At 72.0% G+C, this 20,501-nt stretch carries 19 protein-coding genes; 12 read left to right on the forward strand and 7 right to left on the reverse strand.

Annotated elements, in window-relative coordinates; genetic code table 11:
* Positions 1 to 42: 42 nt before the first annotated feature.
* Positions 43 to 822 (reverse strand): amino acid ABC transporter ATP-binding protein, encoded by a 780-nt coding sequence (locus AC5WRT_RS21125; RefSeq protein WP_496095082.1) that lies wholly within the window; start codon positions 820 to 822, stop codon positions 43 to 45.
* A 287-nt stretch (positions 823 to 1,109) separates the two neighbouring features.
* On the opposite strand from AC5WRT_RS21125, the gene AC5WRT_RS21130 reads away from it, so the two are divergent.
* Together AC5WRT_RS21130 and AC5WRT_RS21135 are read left to right on the forward strand one after the other, a co-directional pair.
* On the forward strand, positions 1,110 to 1,796 hold the full coding sequence (locus AC5WRT_RS21130; protein ID WP_496095081.1) for a response regulator transcription factor: 687 nt from the start codon (positions 1,110 to 1,112) through the stop codon (positions 1,794 to 1,796).
* Positions 1,797 to 1,805: 9 nt separating this feature from the next.
* Positions 1,806 to 3,209, forward strand: a complete 1,404-nt coding sequence (locus AC5WRT_RS21135) for a sensor histidine kinase (protein ID WP_496100496.1) — start codon at positions 1,806 to 1,808, stop codon at positions 3,207 to 3,209.
* A gap of 123 nt (positions 3,210 to 3,332) precedes the next feature.
* Here AC5WRT_RS21135 and AC5WRT_RS21140 read toward each other — a convergent pair whose 3' ends face one another.
* A complete protein-coding gene (locus AC5WRT_RS21140; protein WP_496100497.1) occupies positions 3,333 to 4,331 on the reverse strand; it encodes a TAXI family TRAP transporter solute-binding subunit in 999 nt (332 codons plus the stop codon).
* Between the two features lie 130 nt (positions 4,332 to 4,461).
* Between AC5WRT_RS21140 and AC5WRT_RS21145 the strand changes: the two genes are divergently transcribed.
* Positions 4,462 to 4,881, forward strand: a complete 420-nt coding sequence (locus tag AC5WRT_RS21145; protein ID WP_496095078.1) for a pyrophosphohydrolase domain-containing protein — start codon at positions 4,462 to 4,464, stop codon at positions 4,879 to 4,881.
* A 321-nt stretch (positions 4,882 to 5,202) separates the two neighbouring features.
* Here the strand turns inward: AC5WRT_RS21145 and AC5WRT_RS21150 are convergent, their stop codons facing one another.
* Both AC5WRT_RS21150 and AC5WRT_RS21155 read right to left on the reverse strand, forming a co-directional pair.
* Complete coding sequence (locus tag AC5WRT_RS21150; protein WP_496095077.1) at positions 5,203 to 5,646, reverse strand: MarR family winged helix-turn-helix transcriptional regulator; 444 nt, start codon at positions 5,644 to 5,646, stop codon at positions 5,203 to 5,205.
* Positions 5,647 to 5,703: 57 nt separating this feature from the next.
* On the reverse strand, positions 5,704 to 6,063 hold the full coding sequence (locus tag AC5WRT_RS21155; RefSeq protein ID WP_496100498.1) for a DUF6204 family protein: 360 nt from the start codon (positions 6,061 to 6,063) through the stop codon (positions 5,704 to 5,706).
* Between the two features lie 126 nt (positions 6,064 to 6,189).
* Here AC5WRT_RS21155 and AC5WRT_RS21160 point away from each other — a divergent pair, with 126 nt between their 5' ends.
* A complete protein-coding gene (locus AC5WRT_RS21160; protein ID WP_496095075.1) occupies positions 6,190 to 6,939 on the forward strand; it encodes a PP2C family protein-serine/threonine phosphatase in 750 nt (249 codons plus the stop codon).
* A 40-nt stretch (positions 6,940 to 6,979) separates the two neighbouring features.
* On the opposite strand, the gene AC5WRT_RS21165 is transcribed toward AC5WRT_RS21160, so the two are convergent.
* A complete protein-coding gene (locus AC5WRT_RS21165) occupies positions 6,980 to 7,642 on the reverse strand; it encodes a protein-L-isoaspartate O-methyltransferase family protein (RefSeq protein WP_496095074.1) in 663 nt (220 codons plus the stop codon).
* Between the two features lie 115 nt (positions 7,643 to 7,757).
* On the opposite strand from AC5WRT_RS21165, the gene miaB reads away from it, so the two are divergent.
* A complete protein-coding gene (miaB, locus tag AC5WRT_RS21170; RefSeq protein ID WP_496095073.1) occupies positions 7,758 to 9,287 on the forward strand; it encodes a tRNA (N6-isopentenyl adenosine(37)-C2)-methylthiotransferase MiaB in 1,530 nt (509 codons plus the stop codon).
* Between the two features lie 91 nt (positions 9,288 to 9,378).
* The gene (locus tag AC5WRT_RS21175) at positions 9,379 to 10,092 is read left to right on the forward strand and encodes a class III extradiol dioxygenase subunit B-like domain-containing protein (protein ID WP_496095072.1); all 714 of its coding nucleotides are present in this window, start codon (positions 9,379 to 9,381) and stop codon (positions 10,090 to 10,092) included.
* A gap of 559 nt (positions 10,093 to 10,651) precedes the next feature.
* On the opposite strand, the gene AC5WRT_RS21180 is transcribed toward AC5WRT_RS21175, so the two are convergent.
* Complete coding sequence (locus AC5WRT_RS21180; protein ID WP_496095071.1) at positions 10,652 to 10,942, reverse strand: antitoxin; 291 nt, start codon at positions 10,940 to 10,942, stop codon at positions 10,652 to 10,654.
* Between the two features lie 24 nt (positions 10,943 to 10,966).
* Entirely contained in the window at positions 10,967 to 11,266 is a 300-nt protein-coding gene (locus AC5WRT_RS21185) for a hypothetical protein (protein WP_496100499.1), read from the reverse strand.
* 181 nt (positions 11,267 to 11,447) lie between these two features.
* Between AC5WRT_RS21185 and miaA the strand changes: the two genes are divergently transcribed.
* The 6 genes from miaA to hflX all read left to right on the forward strand — a co-directional run bounded on the left by miaA (position 11,448) and on the right by hflX (position 20,398).
* The gene (gene miaA / locus AC5WRT_RS21190; protein ID WP_496100500.1) at positions 11,448 to 12,386 is read left to right on the forward strand and encodes a tRNA (adenosine(37)-N6)-dimethylallyltransferase MiaA; all 939 of its coding nucleotides are present in this window, start codon (positions 11,448 to 11,450) and stop codon (positions 12,384 to 12,386) included.
* Between the two features lie 341 nt (positions 12,387 to 12,727).
* Positions 12,728 to 13,207 (forward strand): hypothetical protein, encoded by a 480-nt coding sequence (locus AC5WRT_RS21195; RefSeq protein WP_496095110.1) that lies wholly within the window; start codon positions 12,728 to 12,730, stop codon positions 13,205 to 13,207.
* A 112-nt stretch (positions 13,208 to 13,319) separates the two neighbouring features.
* Positions 13,320 to 14,189, forward strand: coding sequence for a diaminopimelate epimerase (dapF, locus tag AC5WRT_RS21200; protein ID WP_496095068.1), 870 nt, complete (start codon positions 13,320 to 13,322; stop codon positions 14,187 to 14,189).
* Positions 14,190 to 14,473: 284 nt separating this feature from the next.
* Positions 14,474 to 16,693, forward strand: coding sequence for a RelA/SpoT family protein (locus tag AC5WRT_RS21205; RefSeq protein WP_496100501.1), 2,220 nt, complete (start codon positions 14,474 to 14,476; stop codon positions 16,691 to 16,693).
* A 203-nt stretch (positions 16,694 to 16,896) separates the two neighbouring features.
* Positions 16,897 to 18,540 carry a M1 family metallopeptidase gene (locus AC5WRT_RS21210; protein WP_496100502.1) on the forward strand — a complete coding sequence of 548 codons (1,644 nt, stop codon included), beginning with the start codon at positions 16,897 to 16,899 and terminating at the stop codon, positions 18,538 to 18,540.
* Positions 18,541 to 18,907: 367 nt separating this feature from the next.
* On the forward strand, positions 18,908 to 20,398 hold the full coding sequence (hflX, locus tag AC5WRT_RS21215; protein WP_496095065.1) for a GTPase HflX: 1,491 nt from the start codon (positions 18,908 to 18,910) through the stop codon (positions 20,396 to 20,398).
* Positions 20,399 to 20,501: the final 103 nt, after the last annotated feature.

A 20,501-nucleotide genomic window follows, 5' to 3' on the forward strand; every position in this document is an offset into this window, starting at 1 on the left:
CCGTGGAAAAGGCGACCCCGCGCGGGGGACGGCCAGGCACCGTCAGTGGTGAAGGATCTTGGACAGGAAGTCCTTGGCCCGGTCGCTGCGCGGGTTGCTGAAGAACTGGTCGGGCGCGGCCTCTTCGACGATCCGGCCGTCAGCCATGAAGACCACGCGGTTCGCGGCCGATCGCGCGAAGCCCATCTCGTGGGTGACGACGACCATCGTCATGCCCTCACGGGCGAGCTGCTGCATGACCTCGAGGACCTCGTTGATCATCTCGGGGTCGAGGGCGGAGGTCGGCTCGTCGAAGAGCATGACCTTCGGATCCATCGCCAGCGCTCGCGCGATGGCCACGCGCTGCTGCTGGCCGCCGGACAGCTGGGCGGGGTACTTGTCGGCCTGCGTGCCCACACCGACCCGGTCGAGCAGGGACCGCGCCTTCTGCTCGGCCTGCTTCTTGTCCGCCTTGCGGACCTTGAGCTGGCCGAGCATCACGTTCTCGAGCACGGTCTTGTGCGCGAAGAGGTTGAAGGACTGGAAGACCATCCCGACGTCCGCCCGCAGCCGGGCCAGCTCCCTGCCCTCCTGCGGCAGGGGCTTTCCGTCGATGGTGATGGTGCCCGAGTCGATCGTCTCCAGGCGGTTGACGGTGCGGCACAGGGTCGACTTTCCGGACCCGGAGGGCCCGATGACCACGACGACCTCGCCGCGGGCGATCGTCAGGTCGATGTCCTGGAGCACGTGCAACGCGCCGAAGTGCTTGTTGACGCTCTTCAGGACGACCAGTTCGTCGGACGTGACCACACTTTCTTCCTTGGTCACCGATACATTGGTCATCGCTCGGGCTCCGTCCTCCTCGGTTTCGGAGGACAGTAATGAGCGGCCCTGACCTGCGTCATCACATCTGAGGGAGATCTGAGCATCACGATCCGGTAGCAGTCGGACACGTCTCGTAGCAGTTGTCGCCGGTGCGAGTATCGGCCGGATAACGGATCCCACGGGCAACCGGAGCGCTCTTGACGCCGTCCTTCTCCATCGGCGTCACTGCCATGGTGCACGCGCGCGTGAGCTACACGGCGCACGCGAACCCAGACCGTACGACCGCCGAACCGAAGGGGGCCGGGATGAGACTGCTGCTCGTCGAGGACGACAACCATGTCGCAGCGGCCCTGTCCGCCGTCCTCGCCCGGCACGGTTTCGAGGTCACCCACGCGCGCAGCGGCGAGGAGGCCCTGCAGGCCCTCGTCCCCGAGGGCGACGGCTTCGGCGTGGTCCTGCTCGACCTGGGCCTGCCCGACCAGGACGGCTACGAGGTCTGCGGCAAGATCCGCAAACGCACCAGCACCCCGGTGATCATGGTCACCGCGCGCTCCGACGTCCGCTCCCGCATCCACGGACTCAACCTGGGCGCCGACGACTACGTGGTGAAGCCGTACGACACCGGTGAACTGCTGGCCCGGATCCACGCCGTCAGCCGGCGCACCGCGCACGAGGACCCGGCGTCCGGCAGGGACGGCTCGCTGCACCTCGGACCGGTCCGCATCGAACTGCCCACACGGCAGGTGACCGTGGACGGCGCGGTCGTCCAGCTGACCCGCAAGGAGTTCGACCTGCTCGCCCTGCTCGCGCAGCGTCCCGGCGTGGTCTTCCGGCGGGAGCAGATCATCAGCGAGGTCTGGCGCACCAGTTGGGAGGGCACCGGCCGCACCCTGGAGGTGCACGTCGCCTCCCTGCGGGCCAAACTTCGCATGCCCGCGCTGATCGAGACCGTACGCGGCGTCGGCTACCGCCTCGTCGCCCCGGCCGCCTAGCGGGGCCGGGTGCGCGCACGTCTGCTGCCGCTGCTCATCGTCCTGATGGCGGCGGTCCTCCTCGCCCTCGGCGTCCCGCTCGCCGTCAGCCTGGCCGCGGCCCAGCAGCAGAAGGTCGTGGTCGACCGCATCGACGACACCGCACGCTTCGCGGCGCTCGCCCAGTTCGTGACCGCCGGTCCCAGCGGATCGCGCCGCACCGGCCCCGACGAGCGCCTGGAGGCGCTGCGCAGCGAACTCGCCAGCTACTACGGCGTCTACGGCATCCGCGCAGGCGTCTTCTACCGCAACGGCTCACCCATGGGCAACGCCCCCGACGACTGGTTCGTACCGCGGACCGGGGAGGTACGCGACGCCTTCGAGGAGGCGCTGCTCAGCCGGCGCAGCCACGATCCCCGGCAGGTGTGGCCCTGGCAGCGCAGACGGCTGGTCGTGGCCTCGCCGGTGATCCGGGACGGGGACGTCGTGGCGGTCGTGGTCACCGACTCGCCGACCGGGCAGATGCGTTCCCGGACCCTGCGCGGCTGGATGATCATCGGAGCCGGCGAGGTCGCGGCGATACTGCTGGCCGTGGGCGCGGCTCTGCGGCTGACCGGCTGGGTGCTGCGACCGGTACGGGTCCTGGACGCCACCACCCACGACATCGCCACCGGACGGCTGAAGTCCCGGGTCGCGGCCGCCGGCGGGCCGCCGGAACTCAGAAGGCTGGCCCGCTCGTTCAACGAGATGGCGGACAACGTCGAGGACGTGCTGGATCAGCAGCGCGCCTTCGTCGCGGACGCCTCGCACCAGCTGCGCAACCCGCTCTCGGCGCTGCTGCTGCGCATCGAACTGCTGGCACTCGAACTCCCCGAGGACAACGAGGAGATCGCCTCGGTCCGCACCGAGGGCAAGCGCCTCGCACAGGTCCTGGACGATCTGCTCGACCTGGCGCTGGCCGAGCACGCCGACGCGGACCTGAAGGTGACCGACGTCGGCGCGCTCGCCGAGGAGCGGGTCGCCGCCTGGTCGCCGGCCGCCGCGGCCAAGGGCGTCCGGCTGACCGGGGACTGCCCGCCCACGACCGCCTGGGCGGACCCCATCACCCTGTCCAGCGCCCTGGACGCGGTGATCGACAACGCCGTGAAGTTCACCCCCGAGGGCGGAACGGTGGAGGTCGCCGTGGCCGCTGACGGCGACGCGTCCACGGTCGTCGTCACCGACACGGGGCCCGGTCTCACCGAGGAGGAACTCGCCCGCGTGGGCGACCGGTTCTGGCGCAGCGGCCGCCACCAGAACATCAAGGGCTCGGGCCTGGGCCTGTCCATCGTGCGCACGCTGCTCACGGCGGGCGGCGGCTCGATCGACTACGCCCACCACGAGCCGCAAGGGCTGCGGGTGACGGTGACGGTACCCAGGCACGGGGAGACCTGAGCCGGGGGCCGGGCCGCGTGGGCAGGCCGGAGCGCCAGGCCGTGCCGGAGGGGGGCGCGTCGGGGTGCGTGTCTGCCGATCGGGGGTGAGAGGCTGCGTCACCAACCTCCCCGGACAGAACAACTAGGGCTTCACCTCGCGGTAGTAGCGGCGGGCGCCCTCCTGGAGGGGCAGGGGGTCGGTGTAGATGGCGGTGCGCAGGTCGACCAGCTGGGCGGAGTGGACATGGGCGCCGATGCCGTCGCGACTCTTGATCACCGTGCGGGTCACCCATTCGGTGAGCCGGGGGTCCACGTCCGCGCGGGTCATCAGCAGGTTGGACACCGCGAGCGTCGGTACCTCGGTGCCCTGTTGTACGGCCGGATAGGCGGACTCGGGGATGTTGGTGGCCCGGTAGTAACGCGACTCCTGGCCCTGGCCGTGCAGCCTGGTGACGACGTCCTCCTCGATCGGGACGAACTTGAAGGCGGCCTTCCGGGCCAGCCCGACGAGTCCCTTGGTCGGCAGGCCGCCCGACCAGAAGAAGGCGTCGATCCTGCCTCCCTCCAGCCGGTCGGGCCCGGTGTCGATGCCGTCCGCGAGCGGCGTGATGTCCTTGCGCGGGTCGATGCCGGAGGCCCTGAGCACCCGATCGGCGATCAGCCGCACCCCGGAGTCCGGCAGCCCTATCGCCACCCGCTTGTGCCGCAGATCCGCGACGCTCCTGATGTCCGAGTCGCTGCGCACGATCAGGTGCACGTAGTCGTCGTAGAGCCGGGCCACTCCGCGCAGCCTCCCGGCGCCGCTGCCGTGCGCCAGCTCGTACGCCTCCACCGCGTCGGCCGCCGCGATGGCGAAGTCGGCCCTCCCGGTCGCCACCCGCTGCACGTTCTCCTGCGAACCGGCGCTGTTCAGCAGCTTCACCTTCAGATCGGGCATGTCCTTGGCGAACTCGGCGCGCAGCCGCTCCCCGTACTCCTGGTAGACCCCGCGGGGCGTGCCCGTGCTGAAGACGATCGTCCCGCTCGGCGGCCTCTCACCCAGCGGCAGCAGCCACCACAGCAGGAGACCGAGCACCACGGCACCGGCGGCCGCGGCCGGCAGCGCCCGGCGCCTGCCGACACGGGGGAAGACCTTGGACATGCGGCGATCCTGCCAGGCCGGGTGCGACCCTGACCAGGACCGAGGTCACGCGGGGCCGTGCGAAGACCGCTCCGGACGGCCCCGGCGGACGGCAGCGGGCTCTGTCGGTGGCCGCCGTTACAGTCGTCGCATGAGCAGTTCGCCCGCCGACCTCGTCCGAGAGTTCCACCACGCCTTCGGCCTGGACGCCCGCAGTACGCCCACGGAGGTGGACCCCGAGCTGGCCGCGCACCGCGGGGAGTTGCTCGCCGAGGAGGCGGCCGAGGTCGCCGAGGTGGCGGTCGACGGCCCACTGGACAGACTCGCGCACGAACTGGCGGACGTGGTCTACGTGGCGTACGGCACGGCGCTGGTGCACGGCATCGACCTCGACCAGGTGATCACCGAGATCCACCGCGCCAACATGAGCAAGCTCGGCCCGGACGGACAGGTCGCTCGCCGGGCCGACGGCAAGGTCCTCAAGGGCGAGCACTACCGCGCACCGGACGTGTCGGCCGTCCTGCGCCGCCAGGGCTGGATACCAGCGGCGCAGGACGGTTCCCGCGGATGAGAACCCGGAAGCAGGCCAGCGCCTGGTCGGAAGGCGCCTGCTTCACCTGGCCCGGCGGGGCCGGGGTCCTCGGCCGTGACGCGGCCTGACGGGCCCGGAACCCGAACGGAACCCGGAGTGGTGGCCCGACTCAGCGCGGCCGGAGCCCGAGAGCGTGCCATGGCCCCGGCGTGTCCCGGTGTACTGGAGCCCAAGGCCGCGGCCTGGCGGGGCCGGGGTCCTCGGCCGTGACCTCGGCCCGGTGTGCCGGAGCCTAGGCCGTGACGTGACTCCACGCTGATCCCCGGCCCGGTCCGGCCGGTGCCGGTCCCGGGCCAGGGATCAGGCGCCGGTCAGGCCGGTGCCGCCGAAGCGGACGAGCAGGGACGACAGGTGGGTGATGTCCTCGCGGCTCCACCCGGGGGCGGTGAAGATCTCGGCGGCGGTCTCCTCGGCCGTGGCGACCATCTCCGGCAGTCGCCGGCGGCCCGTCGCGGTCAGCGACGCGTAGGCCACGCGCGCGTCCCGTGCATCCGCCTCGCGGGTCACCAGTCCGATCCGCTCCAGCGGCGCCAGCCCGCGGGTGACCCCCGAAGCGGTCATGCCCAGGGCCTCGGCGAGATCGACGCGGCGCATCCGCCCGCCGGGCGCCCGAGACAGCTGTAGCAGCAGGGTGAAGTCGGCGAGGCTGACGCCGTGCAGCCCGCCCAGCCGGGAGTCGAAGCGCCGGACGAGCGCCGCCTGGGCCCGTACCAGCCGCAGCGCCGCGTCCAGAGTGTCACTCATCGTCGCAGCTCACCGACCTCATGCGCGCATCCTTGCCATATCCTTGAGTGCTCAAGTTCATGCGCCGTTCGAACGAGCCGCGCGCCGCTGTCGCTTGCCCATCGGTGCCTGGGAGAGGTCCTCGGCGGTGCAGCGGAGGTTCTTGAAGCCGTAGCCGCGCTCGGTCAGCCAGGCCTTCGCCGCCGCCTCGGCCCGCTCGGTCGCCTCCAGGATGTCCTCTTCTTCGTCCCCTGTGTCGGAGAAGCGGAAGACGAACGCCGGCCGGGCGGCGACGTCGTAGGTCAGGGTGCCCTCGGGCGTGAACGCGGCGCGCAGCACGTCGTGCTCCGCCGCGTCGGCCAGCAGCGCCGTCCGCTGTGCGTCGGTGAGGTCGTCGAAAGTGCCGCGGACGGTGATCCGGAAGGTGCGAGTGGTCATCCCGCGACCCTAGACACAGCGGGCCCCCGCATCCACCGGGTTTCCGGAGGCGGACCGTGCCTACCCTGGATCCATACCGGCGGCGACCGGAGCCCGACCGCCGGCTCTCACAGGGCGGTGCGTTCCATGCGGTACGTGGCGGTGAGTGCGCTGAGCCATCCCGGGCTGATCCGCGAACGGAACGAGGACAGCCTGGTGGCCGGGCCGTGGACGCTGTGCGCCACGGTGACGGAGAGCCCGCAGACCCTGGTGTTCCCGCTAGGCACGCCCCTGGTCGTCGCCGTCGCCGACGGGCTCGGCGGGCATCCCGGCGGCGACGTGGCCAGCGCCCTGGTCGCCCGCCGGATCGCGTCCCTCGGTCCCGCACTGAACAGCGAGGACACCCTCCGCGACGCCTTGAGCGCCTGCAACCGCGCCGTGTACGAGGCCGCCGGCGGCGACGAGGCGACCGATCTCGCCGCCATGGGGACGACGGTCGCCGGCATCGTCGTACAGCCGGACTCGTTGCTGGCGTTCAACGTGGGCGACAGCCGCGTCTTCGCGGCGACCGACGACGGTCTGCGCCAGGTCAGTGTCGACGACAGCCCTCCGCTCGAACCCGGCCGGCGCAGCACGTCCATCGTCACCCAGTGCCTCGGCGGCAGCCCTTCGTACCGTCCCGTCCGCCCCCACGTGACCACCGCGTCCGCGTCGCCGGGCGCCCGCTATCTCATCTGCACCGACGGGCTGACCGACCCGGTGCCGGCGGACGTCCTCGACGAGGTGATGCGCGAGCGCGACGACGGCCGGGCGGCCTTCGAGCTGTGGAAGGCAGCCATCGAGGCGGGCGGTCCGGACAACATCACGCTGGCGGTCGTACGCGTCTCGGACGCGTGAGCTGCACCGGGGACGCCGTCGGACCGCGAACTCCTCCGTGTCACCCCGCCTCGTCCTCGTCCGGGGGAAAGCCGTACCGTCCCTGCAACCGGACGAAGTAGGCCGCCGTCAGCACCCGCAACCGCTGCAGCCCGGATGCGGTGCGCTCGAAGCACACCACCTGCTCGTGCCCGCCCGGCCCGATCGGCTGCACCAGGCGGCCACCCGGCCGCACCTGTGCGACCAGCGGCGCGGGCACCTCCGGGAACGCGGCCGACACGAGGATCGCGTCGTACGGCGCCCGGTCCGGCACCCCGCCGCTGCCGTCGCCGACCCTCAGCTCCACGTTCCGCACGCCCTGACGGGCGAGGTTCTCGCGCGCCTGGCGGGCCAGATCCGGCCGCATCTCGACGCTGACCACGTCGGCGGCCAGCCCGGAGAGGAGTGCCGTCTGGAAGCCGAGGCCCGTACCGACCTCCAGGAGGTGCTCGGACCCGGTCAGCCCGAGGGACTCGATCATGAGGGCGGACAGCGAGGGCTGCGTGGTGACCTGCCCCTCACCGATCGCGACGGGCACGTCCTGGTAGGCGGCGGCCACCTGACCGGCCGGGACGAATCCCGCCCGGGGCGTCGTGCGCACGGCCTCGAGCAGCCGCTCGTCCCCGATCCCGGCGGCTGTCAGGGCCCGCACGAGGTCCTCGGGCGTTCCTGCCACGGAGTTCACGGGCGAGTCACCTCACCATCAGTCGCGCGTCCGCGCGGCCCGGGAGTGCCGTTGCGGGGCACCCACTCCGGCAAGCGCGGGAAATGAGCTCCCAGGGACCACCTACCCTTGAACCATGACCAGCAGCAGCGACCGGAGCCAGGCAGTGGACCTTCGTTCATCCATGACGTATGAGATCCGCACCTACGGGTGCCAGATGAACGTCCACGATTCCGAGCGATTGTCCGGCCTGCTCGAAGAGGCCGGGTACGTGCGGGCCCCCGAGGGGTCGGACGGGGACGCGGACGTGGTCGTGTTCAACACCTGCGCGGTGCGGGAGAACGCCGACAACCGGCTGTACGGCAACCTCGGCCGGCTCGCGCCGAAGAAGGCCTCGCGGCCCGGCATGCAGATCGCGGTCGGCGGGTGCCTCGCGCAGAAGGACCGCGACACCATCGTGAAGAAGGCGCCCTGGGTGGATGTCGTCTTCGGCACGCACAACATCGGCAGGCTGCCGGTCCTGCTGGAGCGCGCCCGGGTGCAGGAGGAGGCGCAGGTCGAGATCGCCGAGTCGCTGGAGGCGTTCCCCTCCACCCTGCCGACGCGGCGCGAGAGCGCGTACGCGGCCTGGGTGTCGATCTCCGTCGGCTGCAACAACACCTGCACCTTCTGTATCGTCCCGGCCCTGCGCGGCAAGGAGAAGGACCGTCGGCCCGGCGACATCCTCGCCGAGGTCGAGGCGCTGGTCGCCGAGGGCGTCTCGGAGATCACGCTGCTCGGCCAGAACGTCAACGCCTACGGCTCCGACATCGGCGACCGCGAGGCCTTCAGCAAACTGCTGCGCGCGTGCGGCACCGTCGAGGGCCTGGAGCGGGTCCGTTTCACCTCCCCGCATCCCCGTGACTTCACCGACGACGTGATCGCCGCCATGGCCGAGACCCCGAACGTCATGCCGCAGCTGCACATGCCGCTGCAGTCCGGCTCGGACACGGTGCTGAAGGCGATGCGCCGCTCCTACCGGCAGGAGCGCTACCTCGGGATCATCGAGAAGGTCCGGGCCGCGATCCCGCACGCCGCGATCACCACCGACATCATCGTGGGCTTCCCCGGCGAGACCGAGGAGGACTTCGAGCAGACCCTGCACGTGGTCCGCGAGGCCCGGTTCGCGCAGGCCTTCACCTTCCAGTACTCCAAGCGGCCCGGCACCCCGGCCGCGACCATGGATAACCAGATCCCCAAAGAGGTCGTCCAGGCACGCTACGAGCGGCTCGTCGCCCTCCAGGAGGAGATCTCCTGGGGGGAGAACAAGAAGCAGGTCGGCCGCACGCTGGAGCTGATGGTCGCCGAGGGCGAGGGCCGCAAGGACGGCGCCACGCACCGGCTCTCCGGCCGCGCCCCCGACAACCGTCTGGTCCACTTCACCAAGCCGGAGCAGGAGGTACGCCCCGGTGACGTGGTCACGGTCGAGGTGACGTACGCCGCCCCGCACCACCTTCTCGCCGAGGGCCCCGTCCTCTCCGTGCGCCGCACGCGCGCGGGCGACGCCTGGGACAAGCGCAACGCCGCCGAGGCCGCCAAGCCGGCCGGCGTCATGCTCGGCCTGCCGAGGGTCGGGGCGCCGGAGCCGCTCCCGGTCGCCACGGGAAGCGGCTGCGGCTGCGACTGAGGGTTTCGCGTGCTCACGTCATCGACCTGACCGGCGTGCTCGTCGTGGACCGACTCGGCCGGCGGCCGTCGTACGGCGTACCCTGCCGATCATGCTTGTCGCCGCCGCCGTCTGTCCCTGCCCTCCGCTGCTCGTGCCCGCGGTGGCCGTGGGCGCCGCTCCCGAGATGGACGCCGCGCGCTCGGCCTGCGTGGACGCGCTCGGTGTGCTCGCGGCGTCCCGCCCGGATCTCCTGGTGGTCGTCGGGCCTGCCGCGGAGAGCGGGCCCGGAACGTTTCCGCAGGGCACTGCGGGGTCCTTTGGCGGGTTCGGGGTCGACGTGCGGGTACGGCTGGGCACCGCCCACGACGCCGCTCCCGGGCGCGAGCTGCCGCCGTCGCTGGCCGTCGGCGCATGGCTGCTGGAGCGGACCGGATGGGCGGATGCCCCCATCGAGGGTCTCGGGGTCGAGGAATCCTTGGCACCCGCACGGTGTGCCGAAACCGGGAGGGAGATCGGCGCCCGGGCCGGGCGAGTGGCGCTGCTGGCGATGGGAGACGCAAGCGCGTGCCGTACGGTCAAGGCGCCGGGCTACCTGGACGAGCGGGCGGCACCCTTCGACGCGCAGGCCGCGCGGGCACTGGGCGCGGCGGACGTCCCGGCCCTCCAGGCGCTGGACGCCGAGCTGGCGCACGAGCTGAAGGCCTCCGGACGGGCTCCCTGGCAGATCCTGGCCGGCGCCGCGCAGGGCACGCACCTCACCGGCGCCCTGCTGTACGAGGACGCGCCGTACGGCGTGGGGTACGTGGTGGCTGCCTGGTCCTAGTGCCGCAACAGGCAACGTTCGCCCCGTCGCGACGCCCGGCATTACACTCTCGCCGCACCGGGCACAAATCCAAGTACATCCAGTACGAGGGCTTGCCCCCGGCACGCCGAGAGCACGCACCGGACACCGCTCCTCGACGGGGCGAACGTTCCCTGCCGCGGCACTAGCCTGTCTGACGGTTCCCGTCTGTCGCGCGACGCCCCGCACGCTTCCCCACTGCCTCAAGGGCGTGGGAGGTGCCCCCAGCTGCCTCACCGGCCCCAAACCCGAGTACGTCCGGTACGAGGGCCTGGGGCCGGCACGCCGAGAGCACGCACCTGACGCCGCACCGGCCGCCCTACGGGCAACGACACAAATTGTCAGACAGGCCCCGGCCGGGGCCGGAGGCTGACGGCCGTCGGCTGCGGGGCACGACGGGGCCTGTGCGGTGCCGGCACGCGCGCCGTGCCGGGCCGGGCACACGGCCGCGCCCGCGAAACGGCGGACGGCCGGGAGCCGGTGTGCTCCGCGGCCGTCCGCCGTTGTGCATGCCCTTCGTGCACATGCCGTTGCGAAGAACTCAGGAAGCCGGTGGCGGGCCCTCCGGCGGGGTGGGGGTCGTCGGCCGGCCGTGGCCGGTGGCCTTCACCGGGCCGGGACCTTCCTTGTGCGCGAGGCGGTCGACCGCCTCCTTGGCCTTCCCGGTGCCCGCGTGGATCCTGTCGCTGTACTTGCCCTTGGTCCGCTCGTCCACGGCCTTCGCGGCCTTGTCGATGCCGTGCTGAACCTTCTCGCCGTGCTGTCGCGCGAGGTCCGACACCTTGTCCCTGGCCGGGCCGAGCTTGGCCTTCATGTTGTCCATCAGACCCATGGTCCACCTTCCCTCGCCGGGCGGTTACCTGCGGGCGCCCTCGCCGGACTCGTTGTCGGCGGCCTCCTCGGCGCACTGCTGCTTGGGGATGCCGGAGCCGTCGGAGGCGTCGTCCGCGGCGGTGCCGGAGCCCGCCGCCGCGTCCCTGCTCCCGTCCCCGGCCGAACCCTTCGCCTTCGCCGTGCCGGCCGCCTCGGCCTCCGCCGACTCCACCTCGGCCCCGTCCGGCTCCGCGCCGGTCGGCTCCGCGCCGGTCGGCTCCGCGGCGGCCGGCGCCTCCGTAGTCGTCTTCGACCTTCCAAGGAGTCGTGCAATAACGCCCATATCCACTCCATACGGTACTCGTGCGGGCGAATTCCCGCGTCACCCGGTGCGTACGGTTGCGCCGCCCGGGTCACTGCCTCCGGTGATCCGGACGGCGGTGTCCGCACGGGCAACGACCAGGGATCCGACCTGTCACGTAACTCGTTCGAGGCACCGCCTGGAGGTTTGCGAGACTGGTGCGGTGAGCAGTGCACCCTCCACCCCCCGCGTCATCGCCGTTGTCGGACCCACCGCGGCCGGAAAGTCCGATCTCGGCGTCTTCCTGGCCCAACAGCTCGGCGGGGAGGTCGTCAACGCGGACTCCATGCAGCTGTACCGAGGGATGGACATCGGCACCGCCAAGCTGACTCCCGAGGAGCGCGGCGGCGTCCCGCACCATCTGCTGGACATCTGGGACGTCACCGTCACCGCCTCCGTCGCCGAGTACCAGAAGATGGCCCGCGCCACGATCGAAGCGCTGCTCGCCGAGAGGCGCTGGCCGATCCTGGTCGGCGGCTCCGGCCTGTACGTCCGTGGGGCCGTCGACAACCTGGAGTTCCCCGGCACCGACCCCGCGGTCCGGTCCCGCCTGGAGGAGGAGCTGGCGCTGCGCGGCTCGGGTGCGCTGCACGCCCGGCTGGCCGCCGCCGACCCGGAGGCCGCCCGCGCCATCCTGCCGAGCAACGGCCGCCGTATCGTCCGGGCGCTGGAAGTGATCGAGATCACCGGCCGTCCCTTCACCGCGAACCTGCCGGGCCACGACTCCGTGTACGACACCGTCCAGATCGGGGTCGACGTGGCCCGTCCGGAACTGGACGAGCGCATCGCCCGCCGCGTCGACCGGATGTGGGAGGCCGGTCTCGTGGACGAGGTGCGCGCACTGGAGACGGAGGGGTTGCGCGAGGGGCGCACCGCGTCTCGTGCGCTGGGTTACCAGCAGGTGCTCGCGGCGCTTGCCGGGGAGTGCACGGAAGCGGAGGCACGGGCCGAGACCGTGCGCGCGACCAAGCGCTTCGCGCGCCGTCAGGATTCGTGGTTCAGGCGCGATCCCCGGGTGCACTGGTTGAGCGGGGCCGTGGCGGACCGCGGGGAACTTCCGCACCAGGCCTTGTCGTTGGTCGAACGACCGATTACAGCCTGATCACGTCATGGCATCGGGATGCGCCGCCGGTCATCGCGGCCTTCGGCGCCGTGCCATCATCGAGCTTCGATCGACCAAGTGGAGCCTAGTTGGGAGGGCGCGTGGCGATGGAGGCCGGCCCTCGCGACACCGCACACAGTACCGAGCACATCACCACCGGTGACGAACCGGACCCGGGCGGCAGCCGTCCGAGCGGCGACTGCCTGGCGGGGGACCGTCCGGCGGAAGAGCGCCGGAACGCAGAGCGCCTCGGCGGCAACCGGCCGCCGGAGGGCCGCCGGGGCACGGAGCGGCGCCTGTCCGAAGGCCGTGCGGCGGAGGGCCGCCTCTCGGAGACCCGTGTGATCCAGCAGCGGCCCGCCGAGAGCCGGCTGAGCGAGGGCCCGCTGGGCGAAGCCCGGCTGACCGACGACGGTCCCGACGAGACACCGGACGGAGTGACCGACGACGGGCCGGAGCCGGAGGAGATGTACCCGGGGGGTCCGGAGGTCGAGGTCGAGCTGCGTCCTCAGCGCAGGCTCCGCCTCTGGCAACTCGCCCCCATCGTGGGACTGTCCGCCGTCGGCTCCCTGATGTTCGCCTTCCCGCTCGCCTTCGACTTCGGCGACAGCGGTGCCGTCATCGCCATGCTCGGCCTGCTGATCTGCTCCTGTGCCGCCGGCTGGGGCATGATGGCCGCCCGCCGCGTGGGTTACACCTGGCCCGGCCTGCCGGCCCGTGGCTCCGGCCGCCGCGCCGACTGGCGGGTCGTTCTCGGATACATGCTGCTGGTGGCCGTGGTGGTCGTCCTCGCGGTGTGGCGCGTGGCAAGACTCCGCTGAACACGCCGCACCCCGAAAGACGCGGGGACCTGCGCCGGCAACCTCCCGCCGGCCCGCACCACCCCCCGTCTCCTGCGGCCGGTCCCGCGACACGCTCCCGTACGATCGAGGAATGAGCACACCGATCCCCTTCCTCAAGGGTCACGGCACCGAGAACGACTTCGTGATCGTCCCGGACCCGGAGAACGCCCTCGACCTGAGCCCGGCCGCCGTCGCCGCCCTGTGCGACCGCCGCGCCGGCATCGGCGGGGACGGGGTGCTGCACGTGGTGCGCTCCGCCGCGCACCCGCAGGCCCGGTCGATGGCGGCCGAGGCCGAGTGGTTCATGGACTACCGCAACGCCGACGGCTCGGTCGCCGAGATGTGCGGCAACGGCGTCCGGGTGTTCGCGCGCTACCTCCAGCACGCAGGACATGTGGGCGAAGGCGACCTCACGATCGCCACGCGCGCGGGCGTGAAGACCGTCCACATCGCCAAGGACGGTGACATCACCGTCGGCATGGGCCCCGCCCGGCTGCAGGAGGGCGAGGTCACGGTGAGCGTCGGCGAGCACAGTTGGCCCGCGCGGAACGTGAACATGGGCAACCCGCACGCGGTCGCCTTCGTGGACGACCTGGCCCAGGCCGGCAACCTCCACGGCCCGCCGCCGGTGAGTCCGGCGGCCGCCTACCCGGACGGGGTCAACGTCGAGTTCGTGGTCGACCGCGGCCCCCGGCACGTCGCCATGCGTGTGCACGAGCGCGGCTCCGGTGAGACCCGCTCGTGCGGCACGGGCGCGTGCGCGGTCGCCGTGGCCACCGCCCGCCGTGACGGCGCCGACCCGGCCGTGACCGGCACCCCGGTCACGTACACCGTCGATCTGCCCGGCGGCCGTCTGGTCGTCACCGAACGGCCCGACGGCGAGATCGAGATGACCGGACCGGCCGTGATCGTCGCCGAGGGCGAGATCGACGGCGAATGGCTGGAAAGCGTTCTTCGCTGATCCGGCGCGACGGGATCGGAAGACGTCCCCGGCTCCCGGATCAGCGGTTTCCGGTGACCGGGAGCGTGGGGAACCGCTGCTGAACCCAAGGCGGTTGGCGTAAACCCTAAACCTCGATCCCTTCGCTCGAATGGGTGATCCGTTTCACGCTCGGCGAGAGGCGGTCGGTCGCACGTGGTGGGCTCGATAGCATCAAGCACCGGCACGGACGGGGGAACGTCGCCATCCCTGAGCCGCGTACGCCCTGGGGGCCCCGTCCGCCGGTCCACGAGCCGGAGGTGCCCATGAGTGCGGAGGCCACGAACCCTGCGAGTCCTGGCCCGGTAGCGCCCACGGCGTCCGCGGCGGCCACCGCCCCCGCGGTGCCCAGGGCGGACCGCAGGAAGTCCCGGCCCCGGATCGATCTGCGCAGGCTGGGCCGGGCCGCGCTGCTCGGCCCAGCCGTCCGGGGCAAACTGCCCGACGCGATCGGCCACGTCGTCGAGGCACACCGCGCCCACCACCCCGACGCCGACCTCGACCCGTTGCGCCGCGCCTACGTCCTCGCGGAGTCCTCGCACCGCGGCCAGATGCGCAAGAGCGGTGAGCCGTACATCACCCACCCGCTCGCGGTGACCCTGATCCTCGCCGAACTCGGCGCCGAGACCACGACGTTGACGGCCTCTCTGCTGCACGACACCGTCGAGGACACCGACGTGACGCTCGATCAGGTGCGGGAACAGTTCGGCGAGGAGGTTCGTTATCTCGTCGACGGGGTCACGAAACTGGAGAAGGTCGACTACGGCGCCGCCGCCGAGCCGGAGACCTTCCGCAAGATGCTCGTCGCCACCGGCAGCGACGTGCGCGTGATGTCGATCAAACTCGCCGACCGTCTGCACAACATGCGCACCCTCGGCGTGATGCGCCCCGAGAAACAGGCGCGGATCGCCAAGGTCACCCGCGACGTCCTCATCCCCCTCGCCGAACGCCTCGGCGTGCAGGCCCTGAAGACCGAGATGGAGGACCTCGTCTTCGCCATCCTCCACCCCGAGGAGTACGAGCACACCCGCGAGCTGATCGCCGAGAACGCCGCACGCTCCGGCGACCCGCTCGCAGAGGTGGCCGACGAGATGCGCGGCGTGTTGCGCGAGGCCGGCATCCAGGCCGAAGTCCTCATCCGCCCACGCCACTTCGTCTCCGTCCACCGCGTCGCCCGCAAACGCGGACAGCTGCGCGGCACCGACTTCGGCCGCCTGCTCGTGCTGGTGAACGAGGACGCCGACTGCTACGGCGTCCTCGGCGAACTGCACACCTGTATGACCCCGGTCGTCTCGGAGTTCAAGGACTTCATCGCCGTACCGAAGTTCAACCTGTACCAGTCGCTGCACACCGCCGTCGCCCGCCTTGACGGCCAGGTCGTCGAAGTCCTCATCCGCACCCATCAGATGCACAAGGTGGCCGAGGCCGGTGTCGTCGCCCTCGGCAACCCGTACGCCGCGGCCGCCGACGCCCCCGCCGCCGACGCCCCCACCGACGGCGAGCGCGCCGACCCCACCCGCCCGGGTTGGCTCTCCCGCCTCCTCGACTGGCAGCAGGCCGCACCCGACCCCGACACCTTCTGGTCCACCCTGCGCGAGGACCTCGCCCAGGACCGCGAGATCACCGTCTTCCGCCCCGACGGTGGCGCCCTCGGCCTGCCCGAGGGCGCCACCTGTGTGGACGCCGCCTACGCCCAGTACGGGGAGGACGCGCACGCCTGCATCGGCGCCCGTGTGAACGGCCGCCTGGCCACCCTCAGCACCGTTCTGAAGGACGGCGACACCGTCCAGCTCCTCATGGGACAGGACCCCGCCTCCGAGCCCTCCCGCGAATGGCTGGAGCACACCCACACCCCGGCCGCCCGCATCGCCATCCAGCGCTGGCTGGCCACGCACCCCGGTGACGACCCCGGGACGGAGGACGCGGGCGGTCCGCGTCCCGAACCGGGCGAGGGCGCCGCAGTGCCGCGCCGCGTGACCGGCACGCGCACCGACGCCGCTCCGGCGCAGGGCGCCGGGCCCGCCCGCCCCCGGCGCCCCGACGTCCTCGTGGACCAGCCGGGAGCCTCCGTACGGCTCGCGGGGTGCTGTACGCCCGTGCCGCCGGACGAGATCACCGGCTTCGCGGTACGCGGGGGAGTGGTGACCGTGCACCGGGGGGAGTGCGCCGCAGTGGCGCACATGAAGGGCAGAGGGCGCGCGGAGATCGACGTGCGCTGGGGGGACACCACCGAGTGCCGGGTCACGCTGGTCGCTGAATCGTTCGGCCGCCCCCATCTGCTCGCCGACCTCACCGAGGCGATCTCCTCCGCGGGCGCCGACATCGTCTCGGCGACCGTGGAACCGCCCAGCCAGCAGCGGGTCCGGCACACGTACACCCTCCAGCTCCCCGACGCGGCCCACCTCCCGTCCGTGATGCGCGCCATGCGGGACGTCCCGGGCGTCTACGACGTGGCCCGCGCACAGCATCAGGCGCCGGGGGACTGAGCGGCGTCGGAGGCCGGGGCTTGCCCTGCGCCTCTCCCACGATGCTTGCGCGGTCGGGAGCCGCAGGCCGCTCGGCCGGGGACTGCAGGGCGGTTGGCCGGGGTCGCAGGGCTTGGATCAGAAGGACTCCGGGCGGAACCCGTTCGGGTGGGCCGGGCGCGCGTCGCCGTCGTGGCGCAGAAGCGCACTGGTAGCGGTGGTCCATGCCGCTCAACCTCCGCGTCGACACCCAGGCCCGCTCCCACGCCCGCCCCGTCCCGTCCCCTACCGCCGAGTCCCGTACAGCCCGCTCCAGGACCACTCGGCTCCGCACGCGGCCCCGGATCTCCCGGCACCAGAAGGCGGCCCTGCTCGCCTCCGCCGTCTCCGTCTGCCTCCTGGCCGCCGCGGGCCAGGCCGAGCCTCTCGGCGTCGGTGACCGGCTCTACCCGTACCTCGGCAACCCCGGCTACGACGTGGCGTCGTACGACGTCTCCCTCACCTATTCCGGCAGCAACGGCAAGCCCCTCCAGGCCGTCACCACCATCGACGCCCGGACCACCGCCGACCTGGACCGGATCAACCTCGACTTCGCCCACGGCACCGTCCGGTCCGTCGAGGTCGACGGGCGTCCGGCGTCCTTCACCAGCGCCGGCGAGGATCTGGTCGTCACCCCGGAACGCCCCCTCACGGAGGGCAGCCGGACTCGGATCACGGTGCGGCACACCAGTGATCCCGTCGCCGCCAAGGGTCAGGACGGCGGCTGGGTGCGCACCTCCGACGGCCTCGCCATGGCGAACCAGGCCGACGCCGCCCATCTGGTCTTCCCGTGCAACGACCACCCGTCCGACAAGGCGATGTTCACCTTCCACGTCACCGCCCCGAACGGCTACACCGTCGTCGCCAACGGTCTGCCCGCGGGGGTGGACCGGGTCGGCCGTACGACCACCTGGACCTATCGCACCCAGCACCCCATGGCCACCGAACTCGCCCAGGTGTCCATCGGCCGTTCCACCGTGCTGCACCGCGAGGGACCGCACGGGCTGCCGCTGCGTGACGTCGTGCCCAGCTCCGACGCCAAGGCCCTGGAACCGTGGCTCGCCAAGACACCCGCCCAGATCGCCTGGATGGAGAGCAAGGTCGGGACGTTCCCCTTCGAGACGTACGGCCTGCTCATGGCGCAGGCCTCCACCGGGTTCGAACTGGAGACACAGACCCTCTCGCTCTTCGAGAAGAACCTCTTCACCGAGCCCGCCTACCCCAAGTGGTACGTCGAGTCGGTCATGGTGCACGAGCTGTCCCACCAGTGGTTCGGCGACAGCGTCACCCCCCGCACCTGGTCCGACGTCTGGCTGAACGAGGGACACGCCACCTGGTACGAGGAGCTGTACGCCCAGGAGACCGCGCACCGGCCCATGGAGGAGCGGATGAAGGCCGCCTACGGCGCCTCGGACCGCTGGCGTGAGGCGGGCGGCCCGCCGGCCCGGCCCAAGGTGCCCGCTCCCGGCCAGAAGATCGGCATCTTCCGGCCCAGCGTGTACGACGGCGCCGCGCTGGTCCTCTACGCGCTGCGGCAGGAGATCGGCACGCCGGCCTTCGAGCGGCTGGAGCGCGTCTGGGTGCGCGAGCACCGCGACTCCACCGCCGGTACCGCCGACTTCGTCCGGCTGGCCTCGGCCGTCTCCGGCCGCGACCTGAGCGGCTTCTTCACGGCCTGGCTGTACGGCGAGAAGACCCCGCCGATGCCCGGCCACCCCGACTGGAAGCCGCTGGCCCCGGCCAGGGCCGCCGGCCCCAGGGGCCGCTCGGCGCGCGGCCACGCCGCGGCTCACGCAGGCGGTGCGGACAAGCGGGGGAGCACACGGTGAGACTGCGCGCGTGAGGCCGGGGCTGCGAGGTGCGCGCGTTCCGGGGCCACGGGCTGTGCGTGGCGCGCGGGACACCGGGCTGATAGCGGATGCAGCGCGGGCTGCGTGCCGTGCGGTCTCCGTGCCGCGCGGCTGACGGCGCGCCGGCGCCGCGGACGCCGGGCCCGGGCGTGTCCGGCGGCGCGAGGTGCCAGGTGCCCCGGGCGCGCGATAACACGGTGACGGGACGAGCCGCCTCGTGCGACCATCTTCGGGTCGGGGCGCGACGGGACGCGGGAATCTCCCGGGCCACTCGTACGTTGACGACACAGGAGCGGTCCCACGGCCGCCCACCGCCGTAACGGCATCCCATCGACGTAAGGATCCAATGACCTCCTCTTCTTCCCCTTCCCAGGACACCAAGCGCCTCGCGCACGCCTATCCCGAGGGCCTTCGGGCCGATGCCCTGATGGAAGAGGACGTCGCCTGGAGCCACGAGATCGACGGCGATCGGGACGGCGACCAGTTCGACCGCTCCGAGCGAGCGGCCCTGCGCCGTGTGGTGGGCCTGTCCACCGAGCTGGAGGACGTCACCGAGGTCGAGTACCGACAGCTCCGCCTGGAGCGCGTCGTGCTCGTCGGGGTGTGGACCACCGGCACCTCGCAGGACGCGGAGAACTCCCTCGCGGAGCTGGCGGCTCTCGCGGAGACCGCCGGCGCGGTCGTGCTCGACGGCGTGATCCAGCGCCGCGACAAGCCCGACGCAGCCACCTACATCGGCTCCGGCAAGGCCCAGGAGCTGCGCGACATCGTCCTCGAGACAGGCGCGGACACGGTCATCTGTGACGGTGAGCTGAGCCCGGGCCAGCTGATCCAGCTGGAGGACGTCGTCAAGGTCAAGGTCATCGACCGTACGGCCCTGATCCTGGACATCTTCGCCCAGCACGCCAAGTCCCGGGAGGGCAAGGCGCAGGTCGCCCTCGCGCAGATGCAGTACATGCTGCCCAGGCTGCGCGGCTGGGGTCAGTCCCTGTCCCGGCAGATGGGTGGCGGTCGCGGCGGCCTCGCCACGCGTGGCCCCGGTGAGACCAAGATCGAGACGGACCGGCGGCGGATCCGCGAGAAGATGGCGAAGATGCGCCGGGAGATCGCGGAGATGAAGACCGGCCGCGAGATCAAGCGCCAGGAGCGCCGGCGCCACAAGGTGCCGTCCGTCGCCATCGCGGGTTACACCAACGCCGGCAAGTCCTCCCTGCTCAACCGTCTCACGGGCGCCGGCGTCCTGGTCGAGAACGCCCTGTTCGCGACGCTGGACCCGACCGTCCGCCGGGCGCAGACCCCGAGCGGCCGGCTCTACACGCTGGCGGACACCGTCGGTTTTGTACGCCATCTGCCGCACCACCTGGTCGAGGCGTTCCGCTCCACCATGGAGGAGGTCGGCGACTCCGACCTGATCCTGCACGTGGTGGACGGCTCGCACCCGAACCCTGAGGAGCAGCTCGCCGCCGTGCGCGAGGTGATCCGGGACGTCGGTGCCACCGACGTGCCCGAGATCGTCGTGATCAACAAGGCGGACGCGGCCGACCCGCTGGTGCTCCAGCGGCTGCTCAGGGTAGAGAAGCGCTCCATCGCCGTCTCCGCCCGCACCGGCCGGGGCATCGAGGACCTGCTCGCCCTGATCGACAACGAGTTGCCGCGCCCGGCGGTCGAGATCGAGGTGCTCGTGCCGTACACGCAGGGCAAGCTCGTCGCCCGCGCCCACACCGAGGGCGAGGTGATCTCCGAGGAGCACACCGCGGAGGGCACCCTGCTCAAGGTCCGGGTGCACGAGGAACTGGCGGCGGACCTGGCGCCGTACACCCCGGTCTCGGCGGCCTGACCACCACGGCTGCGGAAAGGCCCGCCCCGAGGGCGGGCCTTTCCAGGTGACCCGGCAGGGGCGCGGTCCCGCACCGATGTGCGGCGCCACCGCGTGGCACGAG

Source organism: Streptomyces sp. NTD91 (genome assembly GCF_059510455.1).